Genomic DNA, 24,209 nt, shown 5'->3' with positions numbered 1-24,209 from the left:
CTTAGTCTGATTTTACCTTTAAAACAGAAACCCCGCTTTAACTTAGAGCGGGGTTTCTGTTTTAAGACTGAATTTAAGTAAAGGTGTTTAAACCCATTAACTATAAGAGCTTTACCTTATTTAAACTTTTCCTTTAAGATCTCGATCTCAACGCCCGGTGAGATACGTTCATACAAAATATTGTAGACCGCTGTGGTAATAGGCATATCTACTTTCAGGCGCTTGTTCAGTTCATAGATGCTTTGCACCGCATAGTACCCCTCAGCCACCATGTTCATCTCAAACTGGGCTGATTTCACAGTATAGCCCCGGCCAATCATGTTCCCGAAGGTTCGGTTTCGGCTAAACTGGGAGTAAGCAGTTACAAGTAAATCCCCCAGGTAGGCGCTTCCCTTTAAATCACGGTGCAGCGGCATCAGCGCGTCTAGAAACCGCTCAATCTCTTCCATAGAATTGGACACCAGCACCGCCTGGAAGTTATCGCCATAGTTCAGGCCATGGGCAATGCCGCAGGCTAAAGCAATAATGTTCTTCATGACGGCGCAATACTCTACCCCGTCAATGTCATCTAAAGGATTGGCTTTGACATACCTGTTCCGAAGCAAGGCACAGAACATCTCAGCGCGGGCCTTGTCATGTGACCCGATGGTAAGATACGACTGCTTCTCAAGGGCCACTTCCTCCGCGTGGCAAGGGCCCGCAATCACGCACTGGCGATCTGCTGGTACCCCGTAATGCTGCTCTAGGAAATCAGTGATCAAGAGGTTTTCACCCGGGATCATCCCTTTGATGGCAGACACCAAGGTTTTTCCTTTTAGTGCATCGGCGGGCAAAGCAGCCAGAGCTTGCTTTACAAAGGCCGCCGGTACAGCCAGAATAACCCATTCTGCCTGGGCAACGGTTTGCTCAATGTCATTAGAGGGATGTACGTACTCCAGATTGAAATGAATGCCGCTGAGGTATCGGGGGTTGTGGGCGTACTGGCAGAGATGCTGAACATCATCTTTGTTCCGGAGCCACCAACTGACATCTGTTTTATTTTCTGATAGAATTTTCACCAGGGCTGTTGCCCAACTTCCGCCGCCTAGCACGGCTATTCTTTCTCTTTCCTGCAAAGCTTAATTATCTTCTTCTGACTTATCTTCTTTTAACTCCTGGCTTAGCGCTTTCTCGTCTTTCACCGTCACCAGGTCACCTTCTTTCAATTGCTTGGAAACCGCTCTGAATGGACCCGAAACTACCTCTTGGCCAGCCTTCAAACCCGAAAGAATCTCAATGTTATCAAAATCACTGATGCCGGTGGTTACTTTGACCATTTTCACCTTTCCGCCCTCATGTACGAAAACAACCTCCTGAGGTCTGTCTTCGGCTCGTGCAGGTTTCTCCTCCTGTGCTAGGTTGTTTTCCAAACCTCCAGTTTTAGGCTTCTCCTTCGCTCGGGTTGTCACTGCCGCTAACGGCACAGACAACACATTGTTTTTCTGCTCGGTGATAATATCCACGGAAGCTGTCATGCCCGGTCTGAACGGGGTACGGCCATTCTTCTGGAGGAGGTCTTTGTAAGACTCGTTCAACAACCTGATTCTTACCTCAAATTCGGTAACTGCCTCCAAAGTAGTGGCGTCTTTAGCGGTATTGGCAATGGAAGTGACAATGCCCCTGAACTTACGGTTGGTGTTGGTATAGGAATCTACCTCAATCACTGCCGAGTCATTTAAGCGAACCCTTACAATATCATTTTCATTGACGTTCACCCTAATTTCCATGTTGTTTAGGTTAGCGATCCGCATGATCTCGGTACCCGCCATTTGGGAAGTACCTACCACGCGCTCGCCGCGCTCTACATTGAGCTTTGATACGGTGCCGCTTACCGGCGCATAGATGGTGGTCTTGTCCAGGTTCCGGCGAGATTCATCCAGAGAGGCGCTCGCGCTTCTTACGGTAGACTCGGCTGCCCGTACGCTTTGGCGAGCGGCATCTACCTCGGCCCGGTTAGCCTCAAACTGAGCTCTGGCTGCGTCAAACTCAGATTGGGAGATTACCTTCTGCTCAAACAGTTTGCGGTTACGCTCATAAGACTGGCGGATGTTCTTGCTGTTGGCTTCAGCCTGATTTAAACGGGCACGGGCCTGGGCTAAATTGGCCCGCTGGGTATTCACCGAGGCCGACTGCATTTCTACCATAGCCTGGTAATTGTCAGGGCGGATGCGCAATAGTAACTGACCCGCCACTACAGAGTCTCCTTCTTTCACATAGAGTTCCGTAATCTCTCCAGATACGTCAGGGCTTATCTTTACCTCTATTTCTGGTTGTACTTTCCCAGAGGCACTTACTTTCTCTACAATGCTGGCATTCTTGGCCTTCGCTACCGCCACCTCTATGCCTTCTTCTTTACCAATCCACCCATTCTTTTTGGCCAACATAAGGCCTACCACCAGTAGCACCAAGAGGCCTCCCAGAATGTACAACAGTTTGTTTGATTTGCGTTTCGCCATGATAGGGTTAAAGTGTGATGTTTTTGCCTTGGTAGAAATCTAAAATCTTCAGTCTGAAGGTATAGTCGTATTTGGCCTGTATAATGTCTGACTGCGCTTTCACTAGGTTGTTGCGAGCTACATTGAAGTCCACGTTGTTGATCAAGCCATTGTTCAGGCGGATCTCTGCATTTTTGTAAGCTTGTTCAAATGCCTCTAATTGTCTTTTGGCAGACATGAACCTTCTTTGGGCATTCACCGCGTCGGTGTAAGACTGGGCAATGGTTTGTTTCAGTTCGTTTTTGGCAATGTCAGAATTGATTTGAGCGTTTTTCAGCCCGATTCTGGAAAGTTGCACGTTGTTACGTACCCTGAACCCGTTCAAGATGGGAACATTCAGGTTGATACCAATATACTGGCCTATGTTATCCTGCAACTGGTTGAAGTAAGGGTAATCCCGGGGCGTTTGCTCCACCGACGGCGTGTAGATGTAGATAGGTTGACTCATTCCCTCGTCCTGGTACCCCACCAAGGTCCGTTGGCTGAACGTGTTGCCCAGTGTGATCAGGGAAGTTCCGCTTGAATAACGTGTGTTAACACTACCCACCAGACTTAGAGAAGGGTGGTAACCTCCTTTGGCAATGGAAATATTTCTTTCGGCGCTCTGAATCCGGAGCCTGGTGCTCAAAATCTCAGGCATCCTGTTAGAAGCCGTCGCATATACTTCCTCGGCGTTGAAGCCAATTACGGTCTGGTCTGGATCCGGAATCTGCGGCACAACAATGGAGAAGTTGGCAGGATTTGCATCCGGTAGATTTAAAAGATTGATTAACTGTAATTCAAAAAGCTCAATGTTGTTTTGGGCAGTGATGATATTTAGTTCATCACTAGCCACTTGAGCCCTTAGATCTAACACATTGCTTTCAGGAATGCTTCCCGCTTTAAACAGCTTTTGGGTGCGCTCTAATTGACTTTGGGTTAAAGTTAAGCGTTCCTGGTTGGTCTTAAGGGTCTCCTGGTTTAGCAGAACATTCATGTAGACAGTCACCACATTAATGGTGATGTTATTCTGCACTTCCTGCTGATCTAATTGGGAGGCCTGGTACTCCAGCCGATTCCGTTTGATGGTATTCTGGGTCTGAAGGCCGCTATAAAGATTCACCGAGCCGTTGATCCCCACATCACCCGCCCAAATCTGCGTATTTTGGATTTGATTTCTTACCGGGTCCAGAAAGAAACCGTTGTTGAAGCCATGCGATCCTCCTCCGTTGACCGTAGGCAACTGGTTTGCCCTTGATTGTTTTACATCAACAGCCGCTTGCTCCACAAGAAGTCCAGACTGCCTTATCTGCAAGTTGTTTTTAATGGCATGATCTACGCATTGCTGAAGAGACCAAACACTTTCAGTGCCCGCTGCGGTTTGTGCCAGGGATATGGTATGGCAACCGATGACCAACCCCAGCGTGGACAGAAATTTAGAAGAGAAACGTCTCATTTATAAGTCAATATTAGGGATATAGATCACATTCTTGACCCAGCTCAGCTGCCGGAGGTACTCCAGCGAGATGGGACGTAGCCCAGAGTCCATTTCAATGAACTGACGGGCGACATCATTGCGGCCCTTTCTGGACACGCTCATGGTGGCAATATTACAGTCATCATGGGCAATGATGCTGCTGATAAAGGCAATACTGCCCGTTACATCGTCTGCGTCAATGATGAGTGTATGCAGGTTAGCCGAGAAGTTGGCCGGGAACCCGTCAACCTCCACAATACTGATGACGCCACCCCCTCGGCTTTGCCCCACCACCTCAGCGGTGCGCCCATCCCCTGCCTTCAGATTCAACTTAATGGTATTAGGGTGCATGGTAGAAGCGTTACCCACCGATTTAAATGAATATTTTAGTCCGCTTTCCTCTGCATGGTCAAATGACTCCTTTATGCGGGTGTCATCGGTTTTAAAGTCTAAAAGCCCGGCCAGAATAGCCCGGTCGCTGCCGTGCCCTTCATAGGTGCGAGCGAACGAGTTATAAAAGGTGATGGTAGCCTCTACCGGTGCTGCCCCCAAGATTCTGATGGCCGCCCGCGCAATACGAACCACTCCTGCCGTGTGCGAACTGGATGGCCCTATCATAACCGGCCCAATCATATCAAAAATGCTGCTTTTCTCTGCCATAGTCTTTGTGCGTTCTTCGGGCATCAAAGTTAAAGATATTGTTTACCCTAGGGCAGTAGCTGCCGAAAAAACAGAAATAAGGCCGTTTTCTGAGAAGATGCTCTAAACCGCAAAGCCGTTGCTAGGCCCTTTGTTTCTGCGTAAAAGGAAGGCACCAAACCAATTTCTTTTACTTTCTTTGTCGCAAGTAAAGAAAGATAATTACAACATTCAGAAAATAATATATGCCCAACCCCACCTTCTCCCCCCAGGTTTTGGAACTGCTGGAGCGCCTTCAGCAGAAATACAGTCCGCTGGGCCAGGACCTGGCCTCTTACCTGGAGGGACTTCTGTACTCAGACTTCCTGAACTACTGGGATTACATTCACTTAGACACCCTTTTAAGCTTACAGACGCCCCGCACCAAGATCCCCGATGAGGAAATTTTTATCATGTACCACCAGGTAACCGAACTCTACTTTAAACTCTGCCTGCATGAGTACAGACAAATTGGGGATGAACCTACCCCTACCGCCCAGATGCTTATCACCCGTATTGGCCGCATCAACCGCTACTTCGAGAACCTAATTGATTCTTTTGATGTGATGGTGGACGGAATGGACCCGAAGGAGTTTTTGAAGTTCCGGATGGCCCTCATGCCCGCTAGTGGTTTTCAGTCGGTGCAGTACCGGAAAATAGAGATTTGCTCCACAGAACTGAAAAACCTCACCGACAAAGCCAAGCGTGAAGCCCTGGGACAACAGAGTACCCACGAAGAAATGTTTGGCTGTATCTACTGGAAAGAAGGCGCCACCGAGGCTGCGACCGGCGCCAAGACCCTTACCCTGCTGCAGTTTGAGGAGAAATACGCAGATGAACTGATGCAACACGCCCGCCAATTTCAACATAAAAATGTGTGGTCCGTTTTCAGGCGGCTTTCACCAGAAGAGCAGCAAAACCAAAAACTCCTGAATCACCTCAAAGAACTGGACAGTAACGTCAATGTAAACTGGCCCTTGATGCACTATAAATCAGCGGTACGGTACCTGCAGCGCGACCCGGAGATCATTGCCGCCACCGGAGGAACCAACTGGCAAAAATACCTGCCTCCTAAGTTCCAGAAGCGTATCTTCTATCCCGAGATCTGGACCCAACAAGAGAAAGACAACTGGGGAAAAGGCTGGGTCAACAACATAGTGGGCGAAGTAGATTAATCCTTTCCTAACCCAGTACATATATGATTTAAAGGGGGAGCTTCCGCTCCCTTTTGTTTTACACCTATTATTAAGAAAGTAGCTATAAAACATCTCTGTAAAAGAAGTAACCTTCACCTGAGGTTTTTAGACCTAACTACCTGTTTCAATGAAAGGTAACTCTCAAATTTTGATCATCTTTTTGATAACCTGCACCCGGTCCACTTTGATACTGATGTAGTAGTGGCCTTGCTGTAAAGACTGAATTTTTAAGTTGATGTCTCCCCTGTCATCAGCGGTATATTGCTTTTCATCCATCACAACGTACCCAATGGCGTTTTTGATCAGGATTGAAGCCGTAGTGTTTTTGGTGAAACCCTTGATGTTTACTTCTTCTGTAGCGTTAGGATTAGGGTAAAGCTTCAACAACCTACTTACTACCAGTTCGGGTGTGCCGGTTGAAATTGCCATGATTGCTGGTTCAAGCTCTGGCTTGGTGAGGAAGATGCTTCCTGTGGCAAAGGCCATTTGGGAAAGAAACATCATGAAGACTAGGCAAGCAGCGGCAATTCCGTTTTTGAAAGTAGAAGTTGTCATAACGTTTTATCAAGTTGAAGATGATTCTATTTGATGGATGTAAAAACTTTTGAAAAACTTTCAACCAAGAACTTGCTTTACTGCCTTCACTACTTTCCTACCTTACACTTCTTACCAAATCCTTAATCTTTGTTTAAATAAATGTAGCAGGATAAAGAAGGGAAGAGAAGTAGTTCATGACGAACCCTAGGATAAACTAGATTGAACCGGGAAATCATCCTACTGAGCGTTTGAAAAGGTTCATCCAACTTGTACAAAACGGTATTGGCCTTACCAGCTTGCCATGTATTGCTAGAATAAGGTTGTAAGAGGTACAGATAGTGCAGAACCCGTCATGTAATACTTTTGATGTGCTTTCTGAAAATCCCTTCAAAAACAAAAAGGCTGCCCTAAAAAGAGCAGCCTTTTCAATGTTTAACCTATGAAACTCCTTACGGGTTCTGAGGCCCGAAGTTAGGGTTGTTGTTGATTTCCAATTGTGGGAACTGATAGATAAACAAGTCACTGTTAGCCGGAGTAGTTCCTAACACAGCAGTGTGGTTGCCTTCACGTACCAAAGGTTTCTGCAATCGTTTGATGTCCATCAGACCGAAACCTTCGCCGTACAGCTCTTTTCTTCTTTCCACCCAGATTTCATCTATTAGGGCTGCGCCTGTTGTGATTGGTTTCAGAAGAATAGTAGGCAGAGTGAACCTTTGTTGACGCAGTTCATACACCAACTGTTGGGCTACTTCATTTTGGCCTAAACGGGCTTTCGCCTCGGCTTCAATTAAGTACATTTCTGCAGCACGCATTAACACGAAGTCACCGCTCAAATCTGGCAAGTCTTTGAATTTGGTAATGGTGTAACGGTTAGAGTTTGTTACACCCGCTGCCTCCTGAAACTCTCTGCGAGCATCTGTTAAGTCAAACAACTCCACAAATTTGTCGTTTGCGCGGATGTTGTTATACCCTCTTCGAACATATGTCCTGTTTCCCTTGGAATCAAGTGTATACCTACCATCTATAAAGGAGAAGAACGAAGCGAAACCAACTTGTTGGTCAGCTGATTGGGGCAAGCCCCAGATCCATTCTCTATTACCAAAGTCATTGAAGCCAGCCTTATATTCAGTGGCAGTCATCAAAGGATATCCATCACGAGCTTTAGCTGCAAACTCAGCGGCTTTCTCCCATTGTCCCATTTCCAGGTAAACACGTGCTAGAAGTCCTTGCGCTACATTTTTATTGATGCGGCTTTTTGCTGGTCTTGCGGTAGTCAGATCACGCTCGGCAATGGTTAAATCTTCCACAATTTGGGCATATACCTTCTCAAGCGTTTCTCTTGGTTGGCCCTTAGATTGCTCTGTGGTAGGTTCCAGAACCAAAGGAACCGCTAATGCTTGCGGATCTTTCAAGTACGTGTGTTGGTAAGTTCTTGCCAGGTTGAAGTAACCAAATGCCCTTAACGCTCTTGCCTCAGCCACAAACGCTGCACTCTGACTTTCAGAAATGCCGGGAACAGTAGCAGATTTAGCAATAATATAGTTGGCATTGGTAATGACACCGTAGTTAGTAGCCCACAAAGTGTAGGTACCTCTGTAAGTTGGTAATTTGTTATCCAACTCATATTGGTAAACAAACCAGTTTGTATTAGCCATAATGTCTTGTCCCATCACATCCCAAGTAAGATTGAATTGAGGGACACCATAGCTATCGGTGGATGTTCCAGACCCAGAATTGACTACGGCGTCCCGCATCAATCGGTAAGTTCCCGTTAGCGCTGCCTCCACCGCGGCAGGCGAACTGAAGGCTTGGTCAAACGATACCGCATTAGAAGGAAGAGTTTCCAAGAAGTCATCTTGGCATGCCCCCAAACTTAGAGAGGCACCCAGAAGGACGGTATATATTTTTACTTTATTGATTTTCATCTATTGCGTTAATTTCAAAATTAGAAAGAAGCACGAACCCCAACTGAGTAAGTTTTCATGGCTGGGAAGCTGTTGTTGGTCAAACCATCAATAGATTGCTCTGGATCCATACCTTCTAAACCTTTAGACCAGGTTACCAGGTTGTCGCCTTGCACAAAAACTCTCAAACCTTTCATTCTTAGACGCTCTTGCACAGAAACAGGAAGCGTGTATCCAAGAGTGATGTTACGCATGCGCAGGTAAGAGGCATCAGTCAGGAAGCGGGAAGAACGAGCATTAGCGTTTAGTGACTGACCGGTTCCAAGGCGCGGAACATCGGTGATGTCACCTGCCTTTTGCCATCTGTCCAGAATATCAACGTTCCAATTTGTCCCGGCAGATGCGCCACCGCTCATAAGTCCACTATAATCTGTGTTCAGGATTTTACCGCCGAGACTATAGTTGAACAACACCCCAAGATCAAAACCTTTGTAGCGAAGGTTGTTGGAGAAACCTCCTGTTACTTTTGGTAGCGCATTACCTACATAATAACGAGTTGCCTTAGAGTAGTCAGAAGTAGTTTTTCTCTCTACCACACCTTCTGCGTTTTTCACGTCATAGTACCACATGCTCAGACCAGTAGCCGGATCAACCCCGGCAAAGTCTTCAATGTAGAAATCATAGATAGACTGACCTACTTTGAACTGCTTGGTCCCAGATAGGATAGTTTCTTGCGGCAAGCTAGTAAACTCATTAGTGTTATGAGCAGCATTAAGGTTTGCAGACCACCCAAAGTTGTCATTATCAACAATATGAGCTGTAATATTAGCTTCAAAACCTCTGTTGCGCATAGAGCCTAAATTGTCAGCAATTCTAACAAATCCTAAAGAAGGTGGCATTGGTCTGTCTAGAAGAAGGTCTTTTGACTCTCTGTCATAATAATCTAATGACACATCAATCTTCTTGAAAAGGGTTGCATCTAAACCAACGTTAAAGATGGCCTGTTTTTCCCAAGTCAATAATTTGTTCTCCAAGGTAGACACAATCATACCAGGAGCTGATAAGTCTGGATAGCTTGTGTTATAAAGACCTCTGTAAGCGTAGTAAGAGGAAAGGTTCTCGTTACCTGAAGTACCATAGCTTGCACGTAGCTTGGCATTGTTCACCCACAACAGGCTTTTCATGAAGTCTTCTTCTGTCAGTCTCCAAGAAGCGCCAACAGAATAGAAGTTACCCCATTGCTGATCACCGTAAAAACGGGTGGAACCATCACGGCGGAAGGAAGCAGACAAATAGTACTTATCAGCCAAGCCGTAGTTCACCTGACCCAGGAAGCTTTGCAACGCACGTCTGTCTTTTTGAGAGCTTGAGCTCACAATAGTAGCAGCGTTGTCTAGCTGGGTCATACCCTCTACAGGAATAAAGCCAGTCTTTTGGGTAGATACTGAGTTAGAAGAAAGGTTGAACACCTCAAAACCACCCAAAGCGTCTAGGGTGTGTACCCCAAATGTTTTGTTCCAGCTAAGGATGTGGTTAAATGTGTACTCGGTGTAAGAGTTCCTTGATTGGGTACCCCGTCCACGGATGGTACCGGAGGCATCCCCAAAATTAGGGTTGTAGAACGTCTCTCCACGGTAGTTGTCCCCGTTCAAGGCCAGTGTAGTTCTGTATTTGAAGTCTTTTAAGAAAGAAATTTCAGCAAAACCATTCCAACCCCAAGTCAAGTTACTCCCTTGAATAATGTCCAGCACCGTAGTACCCACTGGATTGCTATTAGCGCCATAAGGACGGGCTGTATTATAGTCAAATTCCTGCGGACCGGTGAATGGAGAACCGTCGGCGTTCTTTCTTCTATAGATTGGGTAAATGCTAGAAATGTTACGTCCCCAAGACACCACGTTACGGAAAGAAGTACCGCTAGAGGTTGGTGCATTCTGATCTGTATAAGAAATGTTGGCGCTTAACCCAACTTTAATGTTATCTCTTATCTGAGAGTTCAATCTTAAGCGGCTAGAGTAACGCTTAAAACCAGAAGTGATGAAAGCACCTTCCTGATCCAGGTAGTTTCCTGAAAAGTAGTAGTTGCCTTTTTCAGTACCACCTTGAACGCTTAAGTCATATTCCTGACGGATAGCTTTTCTATATAAAGCATCTCTCCAGTCTTCATCCCAAGCAGGGGTAAGTCCTGGTTTGATTTTACCATCTAAGCCTACTGGCTCTGGATCAGTAACGCCGTTAGCATTGTTGAAGGGGTTATACTGCTGTCCGTTGCCGGCACCAGCCAACCGTGTAACAACTGTTTTGGAAGCATACTCTTCCGGAGAAGCGAATTTCCCTTCCCACAGTTTCACATCAGAACGAGCATCGTTTCGCAATGCTTCCCATGTCAACTCATACATTTGGCTGGCATTAACAGTTTTGTAATCGGCTACTGCAAAGTCAGAAACACCCACTGTAGCGCCAAAAGAGATGGTTGGTGCTTTAGGAGCAGATCCGCCTTTGGTTGTGATTACAATCACACCGTTGGCCGCACGTGATCCGTACAAAGAAGCCGCTGTTGCGTCCTTCAACACGGTCATAGATTCAATATCATGCGGGTTAATGGCATTAATGTCACCTGAGTAAGGTGCACCATCTACCACGTATAAGGGAGAACTGGCTGCATTCACAGAACCAACGCCCCGTATGCGTACATTGCTAGTTGTACCAGGTTGTCCGCTAGTAGAAGTAACCTGAATACCTGGCGCCAAACCCGAAAGAGCTTTGGTTACATCATTAGCCTGCATTTTCTCAATGGCTTCCGATTTAACCGCGCTTACAGATCCAGTATATGATTTCTCTTCAGCAGTACCATACGCCACCACCAATACTTCGCCTAGTTGGGTGTTATCCTCTGCTAAAGCAACGTTGATGGTTGTTTGGCCTCCAATGGCTACTTCTTTGTTGGTGTACCCGATAAACGTGAAAACCAAGGTTCCTTCTGCTGAAGGCACTGCGATCTCATAATCACCTGTAACACCAGTAGGAGCAGCAGTAGTGCTTCCTTTAAGCTGAACAGTAACCCCAGGCATTCCCTCGCCTGTTTTTGCATCGGTTACTTTTCCTTTAATAGTTCGACTTTGTGCCCACGCATGGCTAACCAGCGACAGCAACAAAACGAAGCTGAAAAATATAACTTTCTTCATTTAAGTTTTTGAGTGTAAAGAGCTGGAAAAATGCCTATCTGCTGCTGTTAGTTTGTAATAGATTCAGATAGTGCAAGTTGTCTGATTTCCGCTCGAAAAAAATATGGCTCCTATTTTTCAACGCTTACCTAGGAACTTGAGTGTTTGTCTGTGCCAGTTTGCCTTTAAACTGGTGAAAGCGATTTTAGATGATGTATTCAAAGATGCTTCTTTTGTATTACTCCTCTCTTCTCCCTCCTTTCTTTCTTAAATTATCCAAATCCAGAAAAATCTGGGCTGCAAAGAAAACGAACCATTTGCTTTTTTTAGTTTATGTACTTTTCTTTTTTTAAAGAATCTTTATTTTATTTAATACTTCTAAATTTATTCATATAAATAAACAGCATGAAGGGCGTAAAAACCTTCTTTTCACCTCCTGTCCTATAGATAATTAAGCCCTTTTAGTAAAAGATTACCCTATCGTAGGCTCCTTTCTATTGGGCTTCTCCAGTTCTATGCTTGTTTTAAATAAGTAGGGTACCAACGAATTTTCCTTCTCTTATTTTGGTTCAGGAAGAGTGCCTATCTTTGTGCCCCTTCTAGCAAAGAGGGTCTAACTTGATTAAACTTTAAGGTTAACTACCTTACAACTCAAATGAAAAAAGAACTTGACTTGGTCCTGGCACCCGAGGTGGCCTATGACCCTGCCCTTCTGGAGCGTGAGCTTTTGCAACAAGCCGGTATTAGTACTCCTTCTGATGCTGCTTTCATTCATAAGATAAAACGATCCATAGATGCCAGGGGCCGCAAGGTGCAGGTGAAAGTGCGGGCAGATGTGTACACCCAGGCACCTGATCTTTCTACCCTGTTGCCTACTTACCATTACCCTGAGGTAAAGCTTGATGCAAAACGTGTTTTGATTGTAGGGGCTGGGCCTGCCGGTTTGTTTGCCGCCCTGCGTTGCATTGAACTTGGTTTGAAACCAGTGGTGGTGGAGCGCGGAAAAGACGTGCGCAGCCGCCGACGTGATTTGGCGGCTATCAACAAAGAGCACGTGGTGAACCCCGACTCTAATTACTGCTTTGGCGAAGGAGGTGCAGGTACCTACTCAGACGGTAAACTCTACACCCGTTCTAAGAAGCGGGGCGATGTGCAGCGCATTCTGCAAATCATGGTGCAGCACGGGGCCACAACCGATATACTTTTTGATGCCCACCCGCACATCGGGACAAACAAACTCCCGGTCCTGATTGCCCAAATGCGGGAGACAGTTCTGAAGGCCGGTGGGGAAATTCACTTCAACACCCGGGTAACAGATTTCATCCTGGAGCGGAACCAGATGAAGGGGGTCCTTACCGCCGATGGTTCTTCTTTAGAAGGAGAAGCGTTGATTTTGGCGACAGGCCACTCAGCCCGTGACATCTATGAACTGCTGCACGCCCGTAATATCCTGATTGAAGCCAAGCCTTTTGCCATGGGTGTGCGGGTTGAACACCAGCAAAGCCTGATTGACGGTATCCAGTACCACTGCAACGGTGACCGTGGCCTTCACCTGCCGGCGGCTTCTTATTCCCTAGTGCACCAGGTAGCGTATAAAGGCCAGGAACGCGGGGTATTCTCCTTCTGTATGTGCCCCGGCGGATTTATTGTTCCGGCGGCTACGGCTCCTGGTGAGGTAGTAGTTAATGGTATGTCCCCAAGCCGACGTGATTCTAAGTATGCCAACTCCGGCATTGTGGTAGCCGTGAACTTGGAGGACATGGACCTTAAACAACATGGCGCTTTGGCTGGGCTTCGGTTGCAGCAAGCGTTAGAGCAAAATGCCTGCGGAGCGGCTGGAGGAACTCAGGTAGCTCCGGCTCAACGTCTGCATGACTTTGTGAAGGGAAAGGTTTCCTCCTCTCTGTTAGACACCTCGTATCAGCCTGGTTTAGCTTCTGTAGACATGCTGGACGTATTGCCTCCTATGATCGGACAGCGGCTTCGGGGCGGTTTTCAGGAATTCGGGTATAAAATGCGGGGTTACCTGACAAATGATGCCCAGATCGTAGGTGTGGAAAGCAGAACCTCTTCGCCGGTGCGCATTCCCAGGGACAAAGAAACTCTGCAGCATCCACAGATTGAGAATTTGTTCCCTTGCGCGGAGGGGGCTGGGTACGCTGGAGGTATTGTGTCTGCCGCCATGGACGGAGAAAGATGCGCCGAGCAGGTAGCTTTATTGGTGCGGGGTTAACCTGCCCCCAGATTAGGAGTATAAATACGTACAGGTGTTTCAAGCCTGCTTTTACTTAAAAAGGTAAAAAGATGAAAAAGACAGTTGTTATTGGCGCTTCTGATAACCCAGCACGCTACAGTTATAGAGCAGTTCACCAGTTGAAACGCTCTGGGCATGAAGTGGTGCCCGTGGGGATTAAACGTGGAGAGGTAGCCGGTTTGCCCATCGAAACGGAAAAGCCTTCCATTGGCGAAGTAGATACGGTAACCTTGTACGTGGGACCGCAAAACCAACCTAGTTGGTATGAGTATATTCTCTCTTTAAAACCGAAACGGATTATCTTCAACCCGGGCACTGAAAACTTTGAACTGGAGAAAAAGGCTCAGGAGCAGAATATAAAAACCTTACATGCCTGTACGCTGGTGATGCTTTCTGTAGGGAATTATTAAGTATACTACGTAAACCAAAAAAGGGCTTTGAGGCTGTTTAATGATAAACAGCCCCAAAGCCCTTCTTTGGTTTACATCATAAAAGGTAAACCTTAAAACTCTATCCTCTTCTCTTTACTTTTTAGGCTGCTTTTCTTTGATCTTCAACCCGGCAGCTTTCAGGTCTTTGTAGCCCCCTATATTGTAGACGTTGGTGAAACCTGCTTCCTGCATTAGTTTCAGTGCCTGCCCACTACGGTTACCAGAGGCACAATACAGGTAGTACGTTTTTTGTTTGTCCCACCCGGCGAATTCCTGACTGAACTGACCTCCCCTGAAATCTGAGTTAACCGCTTTGGCCAGGTGCCCGGCGTTATATTCTTCCGGGGTGCGCACGTCTACCAGAACCCCTTTTTCTTTTTTGCTCACCTCCTTGTATTCAGAAGCCTGCAAAGTGGAGGTTGGTTTATCCTGAGCCCATAAGGGCTGCGCGCAAAACAAAGCGAAAGCAAGTAGTATAGTTCTCATAATTTAAAGATGGGAAGTTTGTCTCATCAATGCTACAACTGTTGTAACCCTGCTTGGGTTCAGTAACCACTTCTTCTAGGGTTCTCTCTTTCTTTATTTCTCTTTTCTTTTGAGATATCAGAGAAAAGATAAAATACGGTGAGTTACTTTTGTCATTGATAAACAAGGCTTTAAAACAACAATTTAGCCCGTTTACTATGATCATATTCGCAACTTCTTATATTTACTTAAAATTTTTCTGAACCTCAGGCAACCGATTTTAGAGGTGGTGCATCTATCATTACAAACAGGCAAAAATTATAGCTTAAACTACTACAACCCGTGAATGAGACTGATCTGGTACTAGCACTGCAAAAAGGCGATGCCAAAGCCCAGCGACTCTTGTACGACCGCTACGCCGGCCCCATGATGGGGGTTTGCCTGCGGTACCTCAAGAATGAAATGGATGCCGAGGAGGTCTTGATCAACGGGTTCATGAAAGTGTACCAGAACGTTGGTAGGTTTGAGCAAAAAGGAAGTTTTGAAGGTTGGGTGCGCCGCATTATGGTAAACGAGGCCCTGCAGCACTTACGCAAGCAGGAGCCTATGCACTTGGCCATTGAAAAGGAGCATAATTACCTGGCCTCAGAAGATGCTTCGGCAGAAAGTGAAATGAGCGCTGAAGAAATGATGGAGCTTCTCCTAGAACTTCCGGCCGGTTACCGGGCTGTCTTCAACTTATATGCCATTGAAGGCTACTCGCATAAAGAGATTTCGGAAATGCTCAATATAAGTGAAGGTACTTCCAAATCGCAGTTAAGTAAAGCACGGGCTATGTTGCAACGAATGTTGGCCCAGCAAGGAGTAATGATCGCCCTCTAAACAGACAAAGACATGAGCGCAGAAGATTTAGATAAATTATTCAGAGATAAGCTTCAGAACAGACCTGTAGCGCCAGGGAATGATGTTTGGGAACGGATGCAAGCCCGCATGAAGGAGAATGCCCAGCAGGAAACCCCAAACCCTTTCATGATTCCAGTTGCTACGGAGCAGAAAGAAGAACGTGGGACCATCAGGATGTGGTACTACTCGGCGGCGGCGGCAGTGACCATGCTACTGAGTGTAGGCCTTTGGGTAAACCGCGAGAACATTGATCCACTTCAGCCTTCTGGAACTGTGGCTACCGTGCAGAATGGTGAGAAAACACCAGTACAAAAGAACACTCCTGCCCAGGAAGCATCCCCATCTAAGTCTACAGAAGAAAACGTGTACAACTACCCTACTGCTCCGGCTCAAGCTGCTGAACAAAATCAGGCCTTAGCCTCAGTAGAAATGAAAGAAGCAACTAAGGCTCTTACTGGTAAAGAAGGTACACGCCCGGCCTCCAGAGAACTAGTTACCAAAGAGATAACACCTAAAGCACCAACGGCCACGCAGGAACCAGTAATGATGGCCGTAACCAACCCGGTGAAAGTACAGGAAGCTACCAAGAACACCGTGGAAGGCGGCTCTTTGGAAATAATTGTAAAATTAGATAATGCTCAGGCAACCTCCACCCTCGCCCAGGCATCTACTAAAGAAACGGACACACCGCAAGAGGTTGAGCAACCCAACTCAGGACGCGTTCTGAAAGGCATCCTGAAACAAGTGAAGAACCTCAAAGACGGTGAGAAAGTGAATCTTTCAGAATTAGGTATCACCAAACACACGTACGCCTTAGAAACCCGCATAGGCAACAAAAAAATCACAAAGACTATAGAACTCTAAAAATTCCAATTTCAATGAAACGTATGTATGCCCTGCTTACGGCCATCATGATGGCTGCAGCTATCGCCTTGCCTTCTCACGCCAGTTCAAAAAGCCTTAAACCGGCTGCAATCCAAGATACGCTCATTTTGAAGCTCAAAAATGAAGCCCGGTTGCTGGTTGTAGTGAAAGATGTGAAGGACCTGAAAAATCTAAAAAACGAGCGCATTGATTCTATCATGCTCCTCCTGGAAAAATACGCCGACCAGATTGAGGCCGCCGGTAAAAAAGGCGACGAGGTAACCGTTACGATTGACAAATCAACAGCCAACACTGCTGATGACGTGAACATCACCATCACCCAGCACGGCCCTGAAGGAACCGAAGTTACTATTAAAGAGAAGAACCGCATCCGGATTACCGACAAAGTAGGTATTGACATTGACCACAACGAGGAAACCAACTCTACCAAAGTTAAGGTGAATGTAGGGGCTGAAGATTCCACCGAAGCAAGAAAGAGAAACGAAGAACGGTACAAAAACCGCCATCCTAAAAATGAGTTTGATTTCCAGGTAGACCTGGGTGTATCAAACTGGTTAAACAAAGAAGAGTTGGCAGGCAGCATGGTGCAGGACATTAAATTACGACCCTTGGCCTCCCGCTACATCAGCCTGAACAGCAAATGGCATTACCGTTTGGGTGGAGTAGAAAGCCCGTTGCGCCTAATCACCGGCTTTACCGTTGACTTCCACAACTACATGTTTGATGACAACATCAGCATCCAGAACAACGGTGAGCGAACTGATTTTGTGAGCCTTTCAAGCATCAACCTGGAGAAAAGCAAACTGGCCACTACTTCCTTGAACGTACCCCTGGAGCTTGGCTTTGATTTTAAAAACAAAAAAGGAAAGACAGCCTTTAAGATTGGTGGCGGAGGTTTTGTAGGCTACATGCTGAGCAGCCACTCCAAAGTGAAGTATTCACAAAATGGAGATAACTTCAAGAGCAAAGTAAAAGACGATTACTTCCTGAATGACTTTCAATATGGTGTCTCAGGTTTTGTAGGAATCAGAAGCCTGGAGTTCTTCGTGAAGTATAACCTGAACGAAATGTTTGAAGAAAACAAAGGTCCTAAGGCTAACGCCATAGCCGCGGGAGTAAGAATCCTGAAGTTCTAATACTATTTATAATTAGGTAAACAAAGGAGGAGCGTAACGGCTCCTCCTTTGTTTTATGTAGGCTCTTAACAAAATAGCTTTAGCCTTTTATCAACAAAACGCCTCCAAAACCATTTGGCTTTGTTTAAGCTGTAGTTTTGAGGCAAAGCTCAGACATTGCGGAAAAAGTTGTCAAGCAGGATGGCGGTCGCCGTGCCCACGTTTAAGGATTCGGCCCCGCCTCTGCCAGGGATATGCAAGGGCTGGGTAACCTGCTGCATGATCTGGGGCCTGATACCGTGCGACTCATTGCCCATGACAAGAACACCATGGGGCTGCAAGGTTAACCTGTGCACATTCTCGCCTTCCAGGGCTGCCCCAAAGACAGGTACATATTGGGGCCGGTTTTCTAAAAAGGAAGCTAAATCAACGTAGTGCGGGATGATGCGGGTGAAGGACCCCATGGTAGCGGCAATTACCTTCTGGTTGTAGAAATCGGCCGAGGTTTCTGAGAGTACGATGGATTTCAGGCCGTACCAATCGGCGATCCGGATGATGGTGCCCAAGTTTCCGGGGTCCCGCACTTCATCCAAGGCCAACACAAACGGATGGTCTTGCCAGGAGAAATCCAGGGCAGGTTTCATCTTGGCAATGGCCAGGGCAGCGTTATTAGACTCCATGGAGCCGGCCTTGCCAAGTTCCTCTTCGCCTACCTCTACCACCTCAAAACCTTTCTTCAGGAGATGGGTATGTTTGAGTAAAAATTTTTGCGTGGCAAACACCGTTTCCAGTTCAAAGTCAGATTGCAGCAATTCTGCCACACTCTTTTCACCTTCCACCATGAATGCTTGGTGAAGCAACCGATATTTCTTTATTTGCAGTGACCTAATGTACTTCAAAAGCCCCTTTGAGATCATAACCTTTCTACGTTTGAAGCTACGATGTTACGTATTCGGCGCGGTATTCACAATGCTGGGCCTATCCATGGGCTGCACCCCTACCCACCATCTTGCCGATAATGAGCGACTTCTCTGGAAAATAAAACTGGAAGGAGTTAAACAAGCCAATAAATCAGCGATCACGCCTCTTTACCAGCAGAAACCCAACCGTAGGGTTTTAGGATCTCCTATTTACCTGAATCTTTATTACTTAGGAAAGCGCTTCTACAACCCAGAACGCATCCAGAAGAACATAGAGGAAGAAACTGCCGACCACAACCGCAAAATTCAGCGGGCCGGCAGTGACTCGGTGAAGGTAGACAAGCTGATAGAGAAAAAAGAAAACCACCTTACCAAACTCCAGAACAAGAAAGAAAACGGAAACTGGCTCATGCGTACCGTGGGAGAGCCGCCTGCCATCTTTGACTCGCTTAAACTGGTGCAAACCGTGGATCAGGTGGGCATCTATCTTTCTTCAAAAGGTTTTTTCCGGAACAAGGTTACTGCCAGCACCGAGGTTAAAAACAAAAAGGTGTTTGCGACCCTACAGGTGCAGGAAGACAAGCCCTACATCATCTCGCAACATGCCTACCAGGTAAGCGACACCACCATCTTACGCCTGCTGCAGGAAAATCAGGAGGCCAACCTGGTGAAGGTAAACCAGAACTTTGATGAAGAGTTGCTCACCCAAGAGCGGACTCGCATAGAGCAATTATTAAAAAATAATGGTTTCTATGACTTCCGCCAGCAGTTTATCACGGTAGAGGCCGATACCAGTTTTGAGGAGTATACCGTCAGGCTGAACACCTTGATAGCTAACCCTTCTGATACTACCTTTCATAAGGTGTACACCATCAATGATGTTTTCTTTACCTCAGACGCCGGCCTGAATAGGTTTGGCCGTTCCAGAGATACGGTGGAGCTAAATAACATCCATTTCTTGGCATACGAACACAACATTAAACCACGCATTCTCCAAAGGAAAGTCATTGTGCGGAAAGGCCAGAACTACTCCGCCACCAGAACCCTGAACAACCAACGGATCATCAGTAACCTTGATGTGTTTAAATACACTACCATTAGTTACAACAAGGTAGACTCGGCGGCCATAGATCCCCACAAAGGATTATTAAATGTCCAAATCAACACCGCCTTGCTCCCCCGGTTTCAGGAAACCACCGAAATTGGCGGAACTTTTACCGAGCAGGTGCCCGGTCCTTACGCCAGTATGCGATTCAGGATCAGGAACATCTTCGGAGGGGCCGAAATCTTTGACATCGGGTTAAGAGCCGGTATTGAAGGACAGTTGCAACGGAACGTAGCCACCGTAGGCCGAAGGACGGAGATTGGAGCGGATATGGGCGTAACCTTCCCGCAGATTCTAGTGCCTTTCCGGACTAATGATGTTTTGATCAGGTTTAATCCCCGCACCCGTTTCAGCACGGGATATACCTACGTAGACCGGAACGAGTACACACGTACGAACCTAGACTTCTCGTTTGATTATATCTGGCAGCGGTTGAACATCCATCAGTTCAGCTTCTCGCCGCTGGACATCAACGTGATCAGTACGCCCCGGATCGCCCCTACTTTTCAGCAATACCTGGATACCTTACAGCAATCGGGTAACCCCCTGAACGAAAGCTTTAAAGATGCCTTTGTTTCTTCCATCAACTTTACCAGTCTCTACAACACCGCCAATTACAACCAGTCAAACGATGCAAAGTTGGTGCGGATCTTTGTGGAAACGGGTGGCTTGCTTTGGAACTACGTAGCAGAGCAATTCCGGGACTTGAACACCTATCGGTTCGCTAAGTTAAATGTAGACTACCGTCGGTATCACGCGTTGGGCAACAACATGACTTTTGTTTACCGGGCAAATGGCGGGGTGGCAAAGCCTTTAGGCGAATCAAGAGCCCTTCCCTATGACAAATACTTTTTTGCGGGCGGTTCATCCAGTGTGCGGGCCTGGTTGCCAAGGCGTTTAGGCCCGGGGTCAAGTGCCCTCATCAACAAAGAAACCGGCGAAACCGATTACCTGTTTGAGCAAACCGGTGAGATTTTACTGGAGTTAAACTCAGAATTCAGGTTTAGGATGTTCCGGTTTGGCAGTACCAATGTGAATGGTGCCTTGTTTGTGGATGCCGGTAATATCTGGTTGTTTAACGAGCGGAATACAAACCCCAACCCAGTCTTGTATGAGGCCCAGCCAGGCGCCAAGTTCGAGTTCAACCGGTTTTACAAAGAACTGGCCGTGGGTACCGGTTTTGGGGTTAGGTTGGATTTCACTTTCGCTATTCTTCGGTTTGATATTGCCACCAAGGTTTATGACCCGGCTTTATCGCAGGGGAACCGTTTTATAATTAACAAGTTCAGGTCTGACCGGATCTTCGGGAACAATACCCAAACCACATTCAACCTGGGGATAGGATATCCGTTTTAAATATCCTTTTAAGAAAAGTACTTGGAAACGAAATAGCGGGCTTGGTTTAGAAGGGTGTTTCATGAAACATCTTCTAAACCAAGCCCGCTATTTTTAATGCTTTTAGTCTTTTGAAGCTTCTTCCAGTATCTAGGGAAAGAATATAATTACCTCAAAGATTGAAAAGATTGAGGTAACTGCCAAAGACAGAATTCATTTTAGTACTCTAGTAACTCCTGCAAGGCTGCTAATACCTTATCGGCGTTTGGTAACATCATTTTCTCTAACTCCACATTTAGGGGAACGGCCGGGAGGTTCTCAGCGCCAAAAGTGAAAACCGGCGCATCCAAGTGCTTGAAGCAAGTTCTGCTTATCCGGCCAGCCAATGACTCAGCAAAGGAATTCAGTAGAGGCTCTTCGGTCAAGACCAGTACTTTCCCGTGGCGTTTCACTGAGGCCTCTACAGCGTCATAATCCAATGGATTCAAGGTTCTTAAGTCTAAGATTTCAACGGAACCGTTTAACTGTTTACTAGCCGATTTTGTCCAATAAACCCCCATGCCGTAGGTAATGACGGTGAGGCTATTTCCCAGGCGGACCTGCTCTTCTGAGGCCTGTTGTACCACGTTTGCTTTGCCCAAAGGAAGGATGTAATCTGCCGCAGGTTCTGTGGTTTTGGCATCCTCTGTTCCAGGTACCTTAGACCAGTACAACCCCTTGTGCTCAAGCATAATTACCGGGTTAGGGTCCAGGAAAGCGGCTTTCATCAGGCCTTTCATGTCAGCGGCATTGCTGGGGTACACTACTTTAATTCCCCGTATGTTCAACAGGGTGGATTCAATGCTTCCTGAGTGGTAAGGACCGCCTCCGCCGTAAGCCCCAATGGGAACCCTGATTAACGACTGGATCGGGAACTTGCCCATGCTCAGGTAACAGCTTTTGGAGAGTTCTTCCACCAATTGGTTTATACCGGGCCAGATGTAATCGGCAAACTGGATCTCCACAATGGGTTTAGCCCCAACCGCTGACATCCCGGCGGTAGAACCCACAATGTAGGCTTCCTGAATGGGCGTATTGAAAACCCGGGCATCACCGTACTTCTTAGCTAGCAAGGCAGCTTCCCTGAAAACTCCTCCTAGCTCGCCTCCTACATCCTGGCCGTAAAATAAAGCTTCTGGATATTGTTTCAGAATATCATCTACGGCATGGAGCGCCGCATCTACCATGGTCGTCTTCTCGGCATTAGCTGGGGCACGCTCACCGGTTTCTGCCACCACGGGCGTTGGGGCAAACTCATGTTGGTCAAACGTTTCGGGTTCTGGGTTAGGGGCAGCCAAGGCTTTTTCATATTGCGCCTGTACCTCCTGCTTTATTTCCTGAGCGATGGAAATCAATTCATCGGCGGAGATGCCTTGCTCCAGCAGGTACGTTCCTAGTTTAGGTAGCGGATCTAGCAAACTATGCTCCGACAGGTTATCTCCCCGGTACCATTCTCTTCTCACGCCTGAGGTGTGGTGGCCCAACAAAGGACATTTGGCATGCACCAAGACCGGGCGACGCTCCTGGCGCGCAATCCTGAACGCTTCGGTCATGCCGGTGTACGAGTCTATAAAATCTGCCCCGTCAACACGTAACCTTTCCAGGCCTTTAAATCCGGCGGCATATTCGTAGGCATCCATGGCGCGCATCTCCGTGCCTTTGGCCGAAATACCCCAGTCATTGTCCTGCACCAGGTAGATGATAGGAAGCTTTTTCAAAACGGCCATCTGGAAAGCCTCGGCCACTTCGCCCTCGGTCACCGAACCATCGCCTAAGGAGCAAACCACCACGCGGCCCTGCCAGGAATCTGATAGTTTCTGTGACTCCAGGTAAGACAAAGCATGGGCCATACCCGTGGCCGGAATCGCCTGCATGCCCGTGGCGGAGCTTTGGTGCGGGATAATCGGAAACCCTTTTCTCCTGAGCGATGGGTGACCATAATAGGTTCTGCCGCCACTAAAGGGATCGTCTTTCTTTGCCATGAGTTGAAGCATGAGCTCATAGGGAGACAAGCCCAAGCCTAATAAAATAGACTCGTCACGGTAGTAAACCGATAGAAAGTCTTTCTCTGTTAAATGGAAAGCCGTGGCCAATTGTATGGCTTCGTGGCCGCGGGAGGTGCTATGGACATATTTGCTGCAAATGGCCTTATTTTCTTCATAGGTGTCAGCGAGTGCTTTTGCGGTGAGCATCAGGCGGTAGGCTTTGACAAGAAGATCAAGTTCCACTTGGGCGGAGGCTTCAACAGAAGTCTGATTCATAAGCTAACATTTGTTCGTTTTCTAAAGTACTGCTTATCCCGAAGAAAGCAAAATGAGTAAAATATGGGTCTCTCCTATTTATCGCCTACTTTTGCCAGAACGTCGCCAAAACAGATATTTGAAGTACCATGAGAGATACGATACAAAAATGGTTTAAGTCATTTCAGGAACGCCTCTGTTTAGACTTGGAGACCTGTGACGGGGTTGCCCGCTTCCGGGAAGACCAGTGGGAACGGCCCGGCGGCGGCGGCGGCGCGGCGAGGGTAATCCAGGACGGGGCGGTTTTTGAAAAAGGCGGCGTCAACTTCTCGGCCGTAGAAGGAGTCCTTCCACCTAAAGCCGCTGCGGCGCTCCACTTGCCGGATCCGCATTTCTTTGCCACAGGTGTATCGGTGGTGATTCATCCCAGAAACCCCCACGTGCCTATTACCCACATGAACGTCCGGTACTTTGAAGCCGGTAACGGAGAGGCCTGGTTTGGCGGCGGCATTGACCTGACGCCTATTTACGTCAACAAAGGCCAGGTGCGGTTTTTCCATCAGCAACTCAAAAACACCTGTGAGCGCTTCCACCCTTTGTATTACCCAGAGTTCAAGAAGTGGGCCGATGACTATTTCTATATCCCGCACCGCGAGGAAACCAGAGGCGTGGGCGGCATCTTCTTTGACCGGCTTACGCCTAACACAGAAATATCTTTAGAGGAGCGTTTCTCGTTTGTGCAGGCCGTAGCCGATACCTTTGCCCCCACCTACACCGCCATTGTAAACGAGAACAAAGACCTGCCTTTTACCGAACAGGAAAAAGAATGGCAGTTGATCCGCCGGGGCCGATATGTAGAGTTTAACCTGGTGAATGACCGTGGCACTAAGTTCGGCCTGGAAACCAATGGACGCACCGAATCTATCTTGATGAGCCTTCCTCCCCTAGCCAGCTGGCACTACAGCCATGTACCAGAAGCAGGAACTGCCGAGGCCGAAGCCTTGGCTTGCTTTAAGAAAGACATTGACTGGGTTAGCCTCTCTTAACT

Annotated in this window: 18 protein-coding genes; 8 read left to right on the top strand and 10 right to left on the bottom strand. The window is 47.2% G+C overall.

Annotated elements, in window-relative coordinates; genetic code table 11:
• Window positions 1-116: 116 nt before the first annotated feature.
• From ACW9SV_RS12515 to sdaAB, 4 genes are read right to left on the bottom strand one after another with little or no spacing between them, the layout of a single operon-like run.
• On the bottom strand, window positions 117-1,115 hold the full coding sequence (locus ACW9SV_RS12515) for an NAD(P)H-dependent glycerol-3-phosphate dehydrogenase (protein WP_479557106.1): 999 nt from the start codon (window positions 1,113-1,115) through the stop codon (window positions 117-119).
• 3 nt (window positions 1,116-1,118) lie between these two features.
• A complete protein-coding gene (locus ACW9SV_RS12510) occupies window positions 1,119-2,495 on the bottom strand; it encodes an efflux RND transporter periplasmic adaptor subunit (protein ID WP_479557105.1) in 1,377 nt (458 codons plus the stop codon).
• Between the two features lie 7 nt (window positions 2,496-2,502).
• A complete protein-coding gene (locus ACW9SV_RS12505; RefSeq protein WP_479557104.1) occupies window positions 2,503-3,969 on the bottom strand; it encodes a TolC family protein in 1,467 nt (488 codons plus the stop codon).
• Window positions 3,970-4,650: an L-serine ammonia-lyase, iron-sulfur-dependent subunit beta gene (sdaAB, locus tag ACW9SV_RS12500; protein ID WP_479557103.1), complete on the bottom strand. Its 681-nt coding sequence runs from the start codon at window positions 4,648-4,650 to the stop codon at window positions 3,970-3,972. It lies immediately after the preceding gene.
• Window positions 4,651-4,874: 224 nt separating this feature from the next.
• Between sdaAB and ACW9SV_RS12495 the strand changes: the two genes are divergently transcribed.
• Window positions 4,875-5,843 carry a tryptophan 2,3-dioxygenase family protein gene (locus ACW9SV_RS12495; protein ID WP_479557102.1) on the top strand — a complete coding sequence of 323 codons (969 nt, stop codon included), beginning with the start codon at window positions 4,875-4,877 and terminating at the stop codon, window positions 5,841-5,843.
• Window positions 5,844-6,005: 162 nt separating this feature from the next.
• Here ACW9SV_RS12495 and ACW9SV_RS12490 read toward each other — a convergent pair whose 3' ends face one another.
• The 3 genes from ACW9SV_RS12490 to ACW9SV_RS12480 all read right to left on the bottom strand — a co-directional run bounded on the left by ACW9SV_RS12490 (window position 6,006) and on the right by ACW9SV_RS12480 (window position 11,490).
• Window positions 6,006-6,419 carry a T9SS type A sorting domain-containing protein gene (locus ACW9SV_RS12490; protein ID WP_479557101.1) on the bottom strand — a complete coding sequence of 138 codons (414 nt, stop codon included), beginning with the start codon at window positions 6,417-6,419 and terminating at the stop codon, window positions 6,006-6,008.
• Between the two features lie 431 nt (window positions 6,420-6,850).
• Window positions 6,851-8,326 (bottom strand): RagB/SusD family nutrient uptake outer membrane protein, encoded by a 1,476-nt coding sequence (locus ACW9SV_RS12485; protein WP_479557100.1) that lies wholly within the window; start codon window positions 8,324-8,326, stop codon window positions 6,851-6,853.
• Between the two features lie 20 nt (window positions 8,327-8,346).
• On the bottom strand, window positions 8,347-11,490 hold the full coding sequence (locus tag ACW9SV_RS12480; RefSeq protein ID WP_479557099.1) for a SusC/RagA family TonB-linked outer membrane protein: 3,144 nt from the start codon (window positions 11,488-11,490) through the stop codon (window positions 8,347-8,349).
• A gap of 634 nt (window positions 11,491-12,124) precedes the next feature.
• Here ACW9SV_RS12480 and ACW9SV_RS12475 point away from each other — a divergent pair.
• On the top strand, window positions 12,125-13,702 hold the full coding sequence (locus ACW9SV_RS12475; protein ID WP_479557098.1) for an NAD(P)/FAD-dependent oxidoreductase: 1,578 nt from the start codon (window positions 12,125-12,127) through the stop codon (window positions 13,700-13,702).
• 71 nt (window positions 13,703-13,773) lie between these two features.
• Window positions 13,774-14,133, top strand: coding sequence for a CoA-binding protein (locus ACW9SV_RS12470; RefSeq protein ID WP_479557097.1), 360 nt, complete (start codon window positions 13,774-13,776; stop codon window positions 14,131-14,133).
• A gap of 114 nt (window positions 14,134-14,247) precedes the next feature.
• On the opposite strand, the gene ACW9SV_RS12465 is transcribed toward ACW9SV_RS12470, so the two are convergent.
• Window positions 14,248-14,640 (bottom strand): rhodanese-like domain-containing protein, encoded by a 393-nt coding sequence (locus ACW9SV_RS12465; protein WP_479557096.1) that lies wholly within the window; start codon window positions 14,638-14,640, stop codon window positions 14,248-14,250.
• Window positions 14,641-14,961: 321 nt separating this feature from the next.
• Here ACW9SV_RS12465 and ACW9SV_RS12460 point away from each other — a divergent pair, with 321 nt between their 5' ends.
• From ACW9SV_RS12460 to ACW9SV_RS12450, 3 genes are read left to right on the top strand one after another with little or no spacing between them, the layout of a single operon-like run.
• Window positions 14,962-15,501, top strand: a complete 540-nt coding sequence (locus ACW9SV_RS12460; RefSeq protein WP_479557095.1) for an RNA polymerase sigma factor — start codon at window positions 14,962-14,964, stop codon at window positions 15,499-15,501.
• 12 nt (window positions 15,502-15,513) lie between these two features.
• On the top strand, window positions 15,514-16,386 hold the full coding sequence (locus tag ACW9SV_RS12455) for a hypothetical protein (protein ID WP_479557094.1): 873 nt from the start codon (window positions 15,514-15,516) through the stop codon (window positions 16,384-16,386).
• Between the two features lie 14 nt (window positions 16,387-16,400).
• The gene (locus ACW9SV_RS12450; protein ID WP_479557093.1) at window positions 16,401-17,543 is read left to right on the top strand and encodes an outer membrane beta-barrel protein; all 1,143 of its coding nucleotides are present in this window, start codon (window positions 16,401-16,403) and stop codon (window positions 17,541-17,543) included.
• Between the two features lie 149 nt (window positions 17,544-17,692).
• Here ACW9SV_RS12450 and ACW9SV_RS12445 read toward each other — a convergent pair whose 3' ends face one another.
• Window positions 17,693-18,439, bottom strand: a complete 747-nt coding sequence (locus tag ACW9SV_RS12445; RefSeq protein ID WP_479557092.1) for a TrmH family RNA methyltransferase — start codon at window positions 18,437-18,439, stop codon at window positions 17,693-17,695.
• A 13-nt stretch (window positions 18,440-18,452) separates the two neighbouring features.
• Between ACW9SV_RS12445 and tamL the strand changes: the two genes are divergently transcribed.
• The gene (tamL, locus tag ACW9SV_RS12440; protein WP_479557091.1) at window positions 18,453-20,903 is read left to right on the top strand and encodes a translocation and assembly module lipoprotein TamL; all 2,451 of its coding nucleotides are present in this window, start codon (window positions 18,453-18,455) and stop codon (window positions 20,901-20,903) included.
• Window positions 20,904-21,100: 197 nt separating this feature from the next.
• Here the strand turns inward: tamL and ACW9SV_RS12435 are convergent, their stop codons facing one another.
• Window positions 21,101-23,182 carry an alpha-ketoacid dehydrogenase subunit alpha/beta gene (locus ACW9SV_RS12435; protein ID WP_479557090.1) on the bottom strand — a complete coding sequence of 694 codons (2,082 nt, stop codon included), beginning with the start codon at window positions 23,180-23,182 and terminating at the stop codon, window positions 21,101-21,103.
• Between the two features lie 128 nt (window positions 23,183-23,310).
• Here ACW9SV_RS12435 and hemF point away from each other — a divergent pair, with 128 nt between their 5' ends.
• Window positions 23,311-24,207 (top strand): oxygen-dependent coproporphyrinogen oxidase, encoded by an 897-nt coding sequence (gene hemF, locus ACW9SV_RS12430; protein ID WP_479557089.1) that lies wholly within the window; start codon window positions 23,311-23,313, stop codon window positions 24,205-24,207.
• The last annotated feature ends 2 nt before the right edge of the window (window positions 24,208-24,209 follow it).

It is taken from the genome of Rufibacter sp. JT20002, assembly GCF_056491185.1.
The sequence above is the reverse complement of the archived record's forward strand: the minus strand, read 5'-3'. Positions and strand labels throughout refer to the sequence as shown.

Bases quoted from the DNA above. Each gene is read 5' to 3' on its own strand.
- ACW9SV_RS12445 (WP_479557092.1), bottom strand. From the start codon at position 18,439: ATGATCTCAAAGGGGCTTTTGAAGTACATTAGGTCACTGCAAATAAAG.
- ACW9SV_RS12465 (WP_479557096.1), bottom strand. From the start codon at position 14,640: ATGAGAACTATACTACTTGCTTTCGCTTTGTTTTGCGCGCAGCCCTTA.
- ACW9SV_RS12475 (WP_479557098.1), top strand. From the start codon at position 12,125: ATGAAAAAAGAACTTGACTTGGTCCTGGCACCCGAGGTGGCCTATGAC.
- ACW9SV_RS12470 (WP_479557097.1), top strand. From the start codon at position 13,774: ATGAAAAAGACAGTTGTTATTGGCGCTTCTGATAACCCAGCACGCTAC.
- ACW9SV_RS12485 (WP_479557100.1), bottom strand. From the start codon at position 8,326: ATGAAAATCAATAAAGTAAAAATATATACCGTCCTTCTGGGTGCCTCT.
- ACW9SV_RS12450 (WP_479557093.1), top strand. From the start codon at position 16,401: ATGAAACGTATGTATGCCCTGCTTACGGCCATCATGATGGCTGCAGCT.
- ACW9SV_RS12510 (WP_479557105.1), bottom strand. From the start codon at position 2,495: ATGGCGAAACGCAAATCAAACAAACTGTTGTACATTCTGGGAGGCCTC.
- ACW9SV_RS12490 (WP_479557101.1), bottom strand. From the start codon at position 6,419: ATGACAACTTCTACTTTCAAAAACGGAATTGCCGCTGCTTGCCTAGTC.
- hemF (WP_479557089.1), top strand. From the start codon at position 23,311: ATGAGAGATACGATACAAAAATGGTTTAAGTCATTTCAGGAACGCCTC.
- ACW9SV_RS12480 (WP_479557099.1), bottom strand. From the start codon at position 11,490: ATGAAGAAAGTTATATTTTTCAGCTTCGTTTTGTTGCTGTCGCTGGTT.
- ACW9SV_RS12495 (WP_479557102.1), top strand. From the start codon at position 4,875: ATGCCCAACCCCACCTTCTCCCCCCAGGTTTTGGAACTGCTGGAGCGC.
- ACW9SV_RS12505 (WP_479557104.1), bottom strand. From the start codon at position 3,969: ATGAGACGTTTCTCTTCTAAATTTCTGTCCACGCTGGGGTTGGTCATC.
- ACW9SV_RS12435 (WP_479557090.1), bottom strand. From the start codon at position 23,182: ATGAATCAGACTTCTGTTGAAGCCTCCGCCCAAGTGGAACTTGATCTT.
- sdaAB (WP_479557103.1), bottom strand. From the start codon at position 4,650: ATGGCAGAGAAAAGCAGCATTTTTGATATGATTGGGCCGGTTATGATA.
- ACW9SV_RS12455 (WP_479557094.1), top strand. From the start codon at position 15,514: ATGAGCGCAGAAGATTTAGATAAATTATTCAGAGATAAGCTTCAGAAC.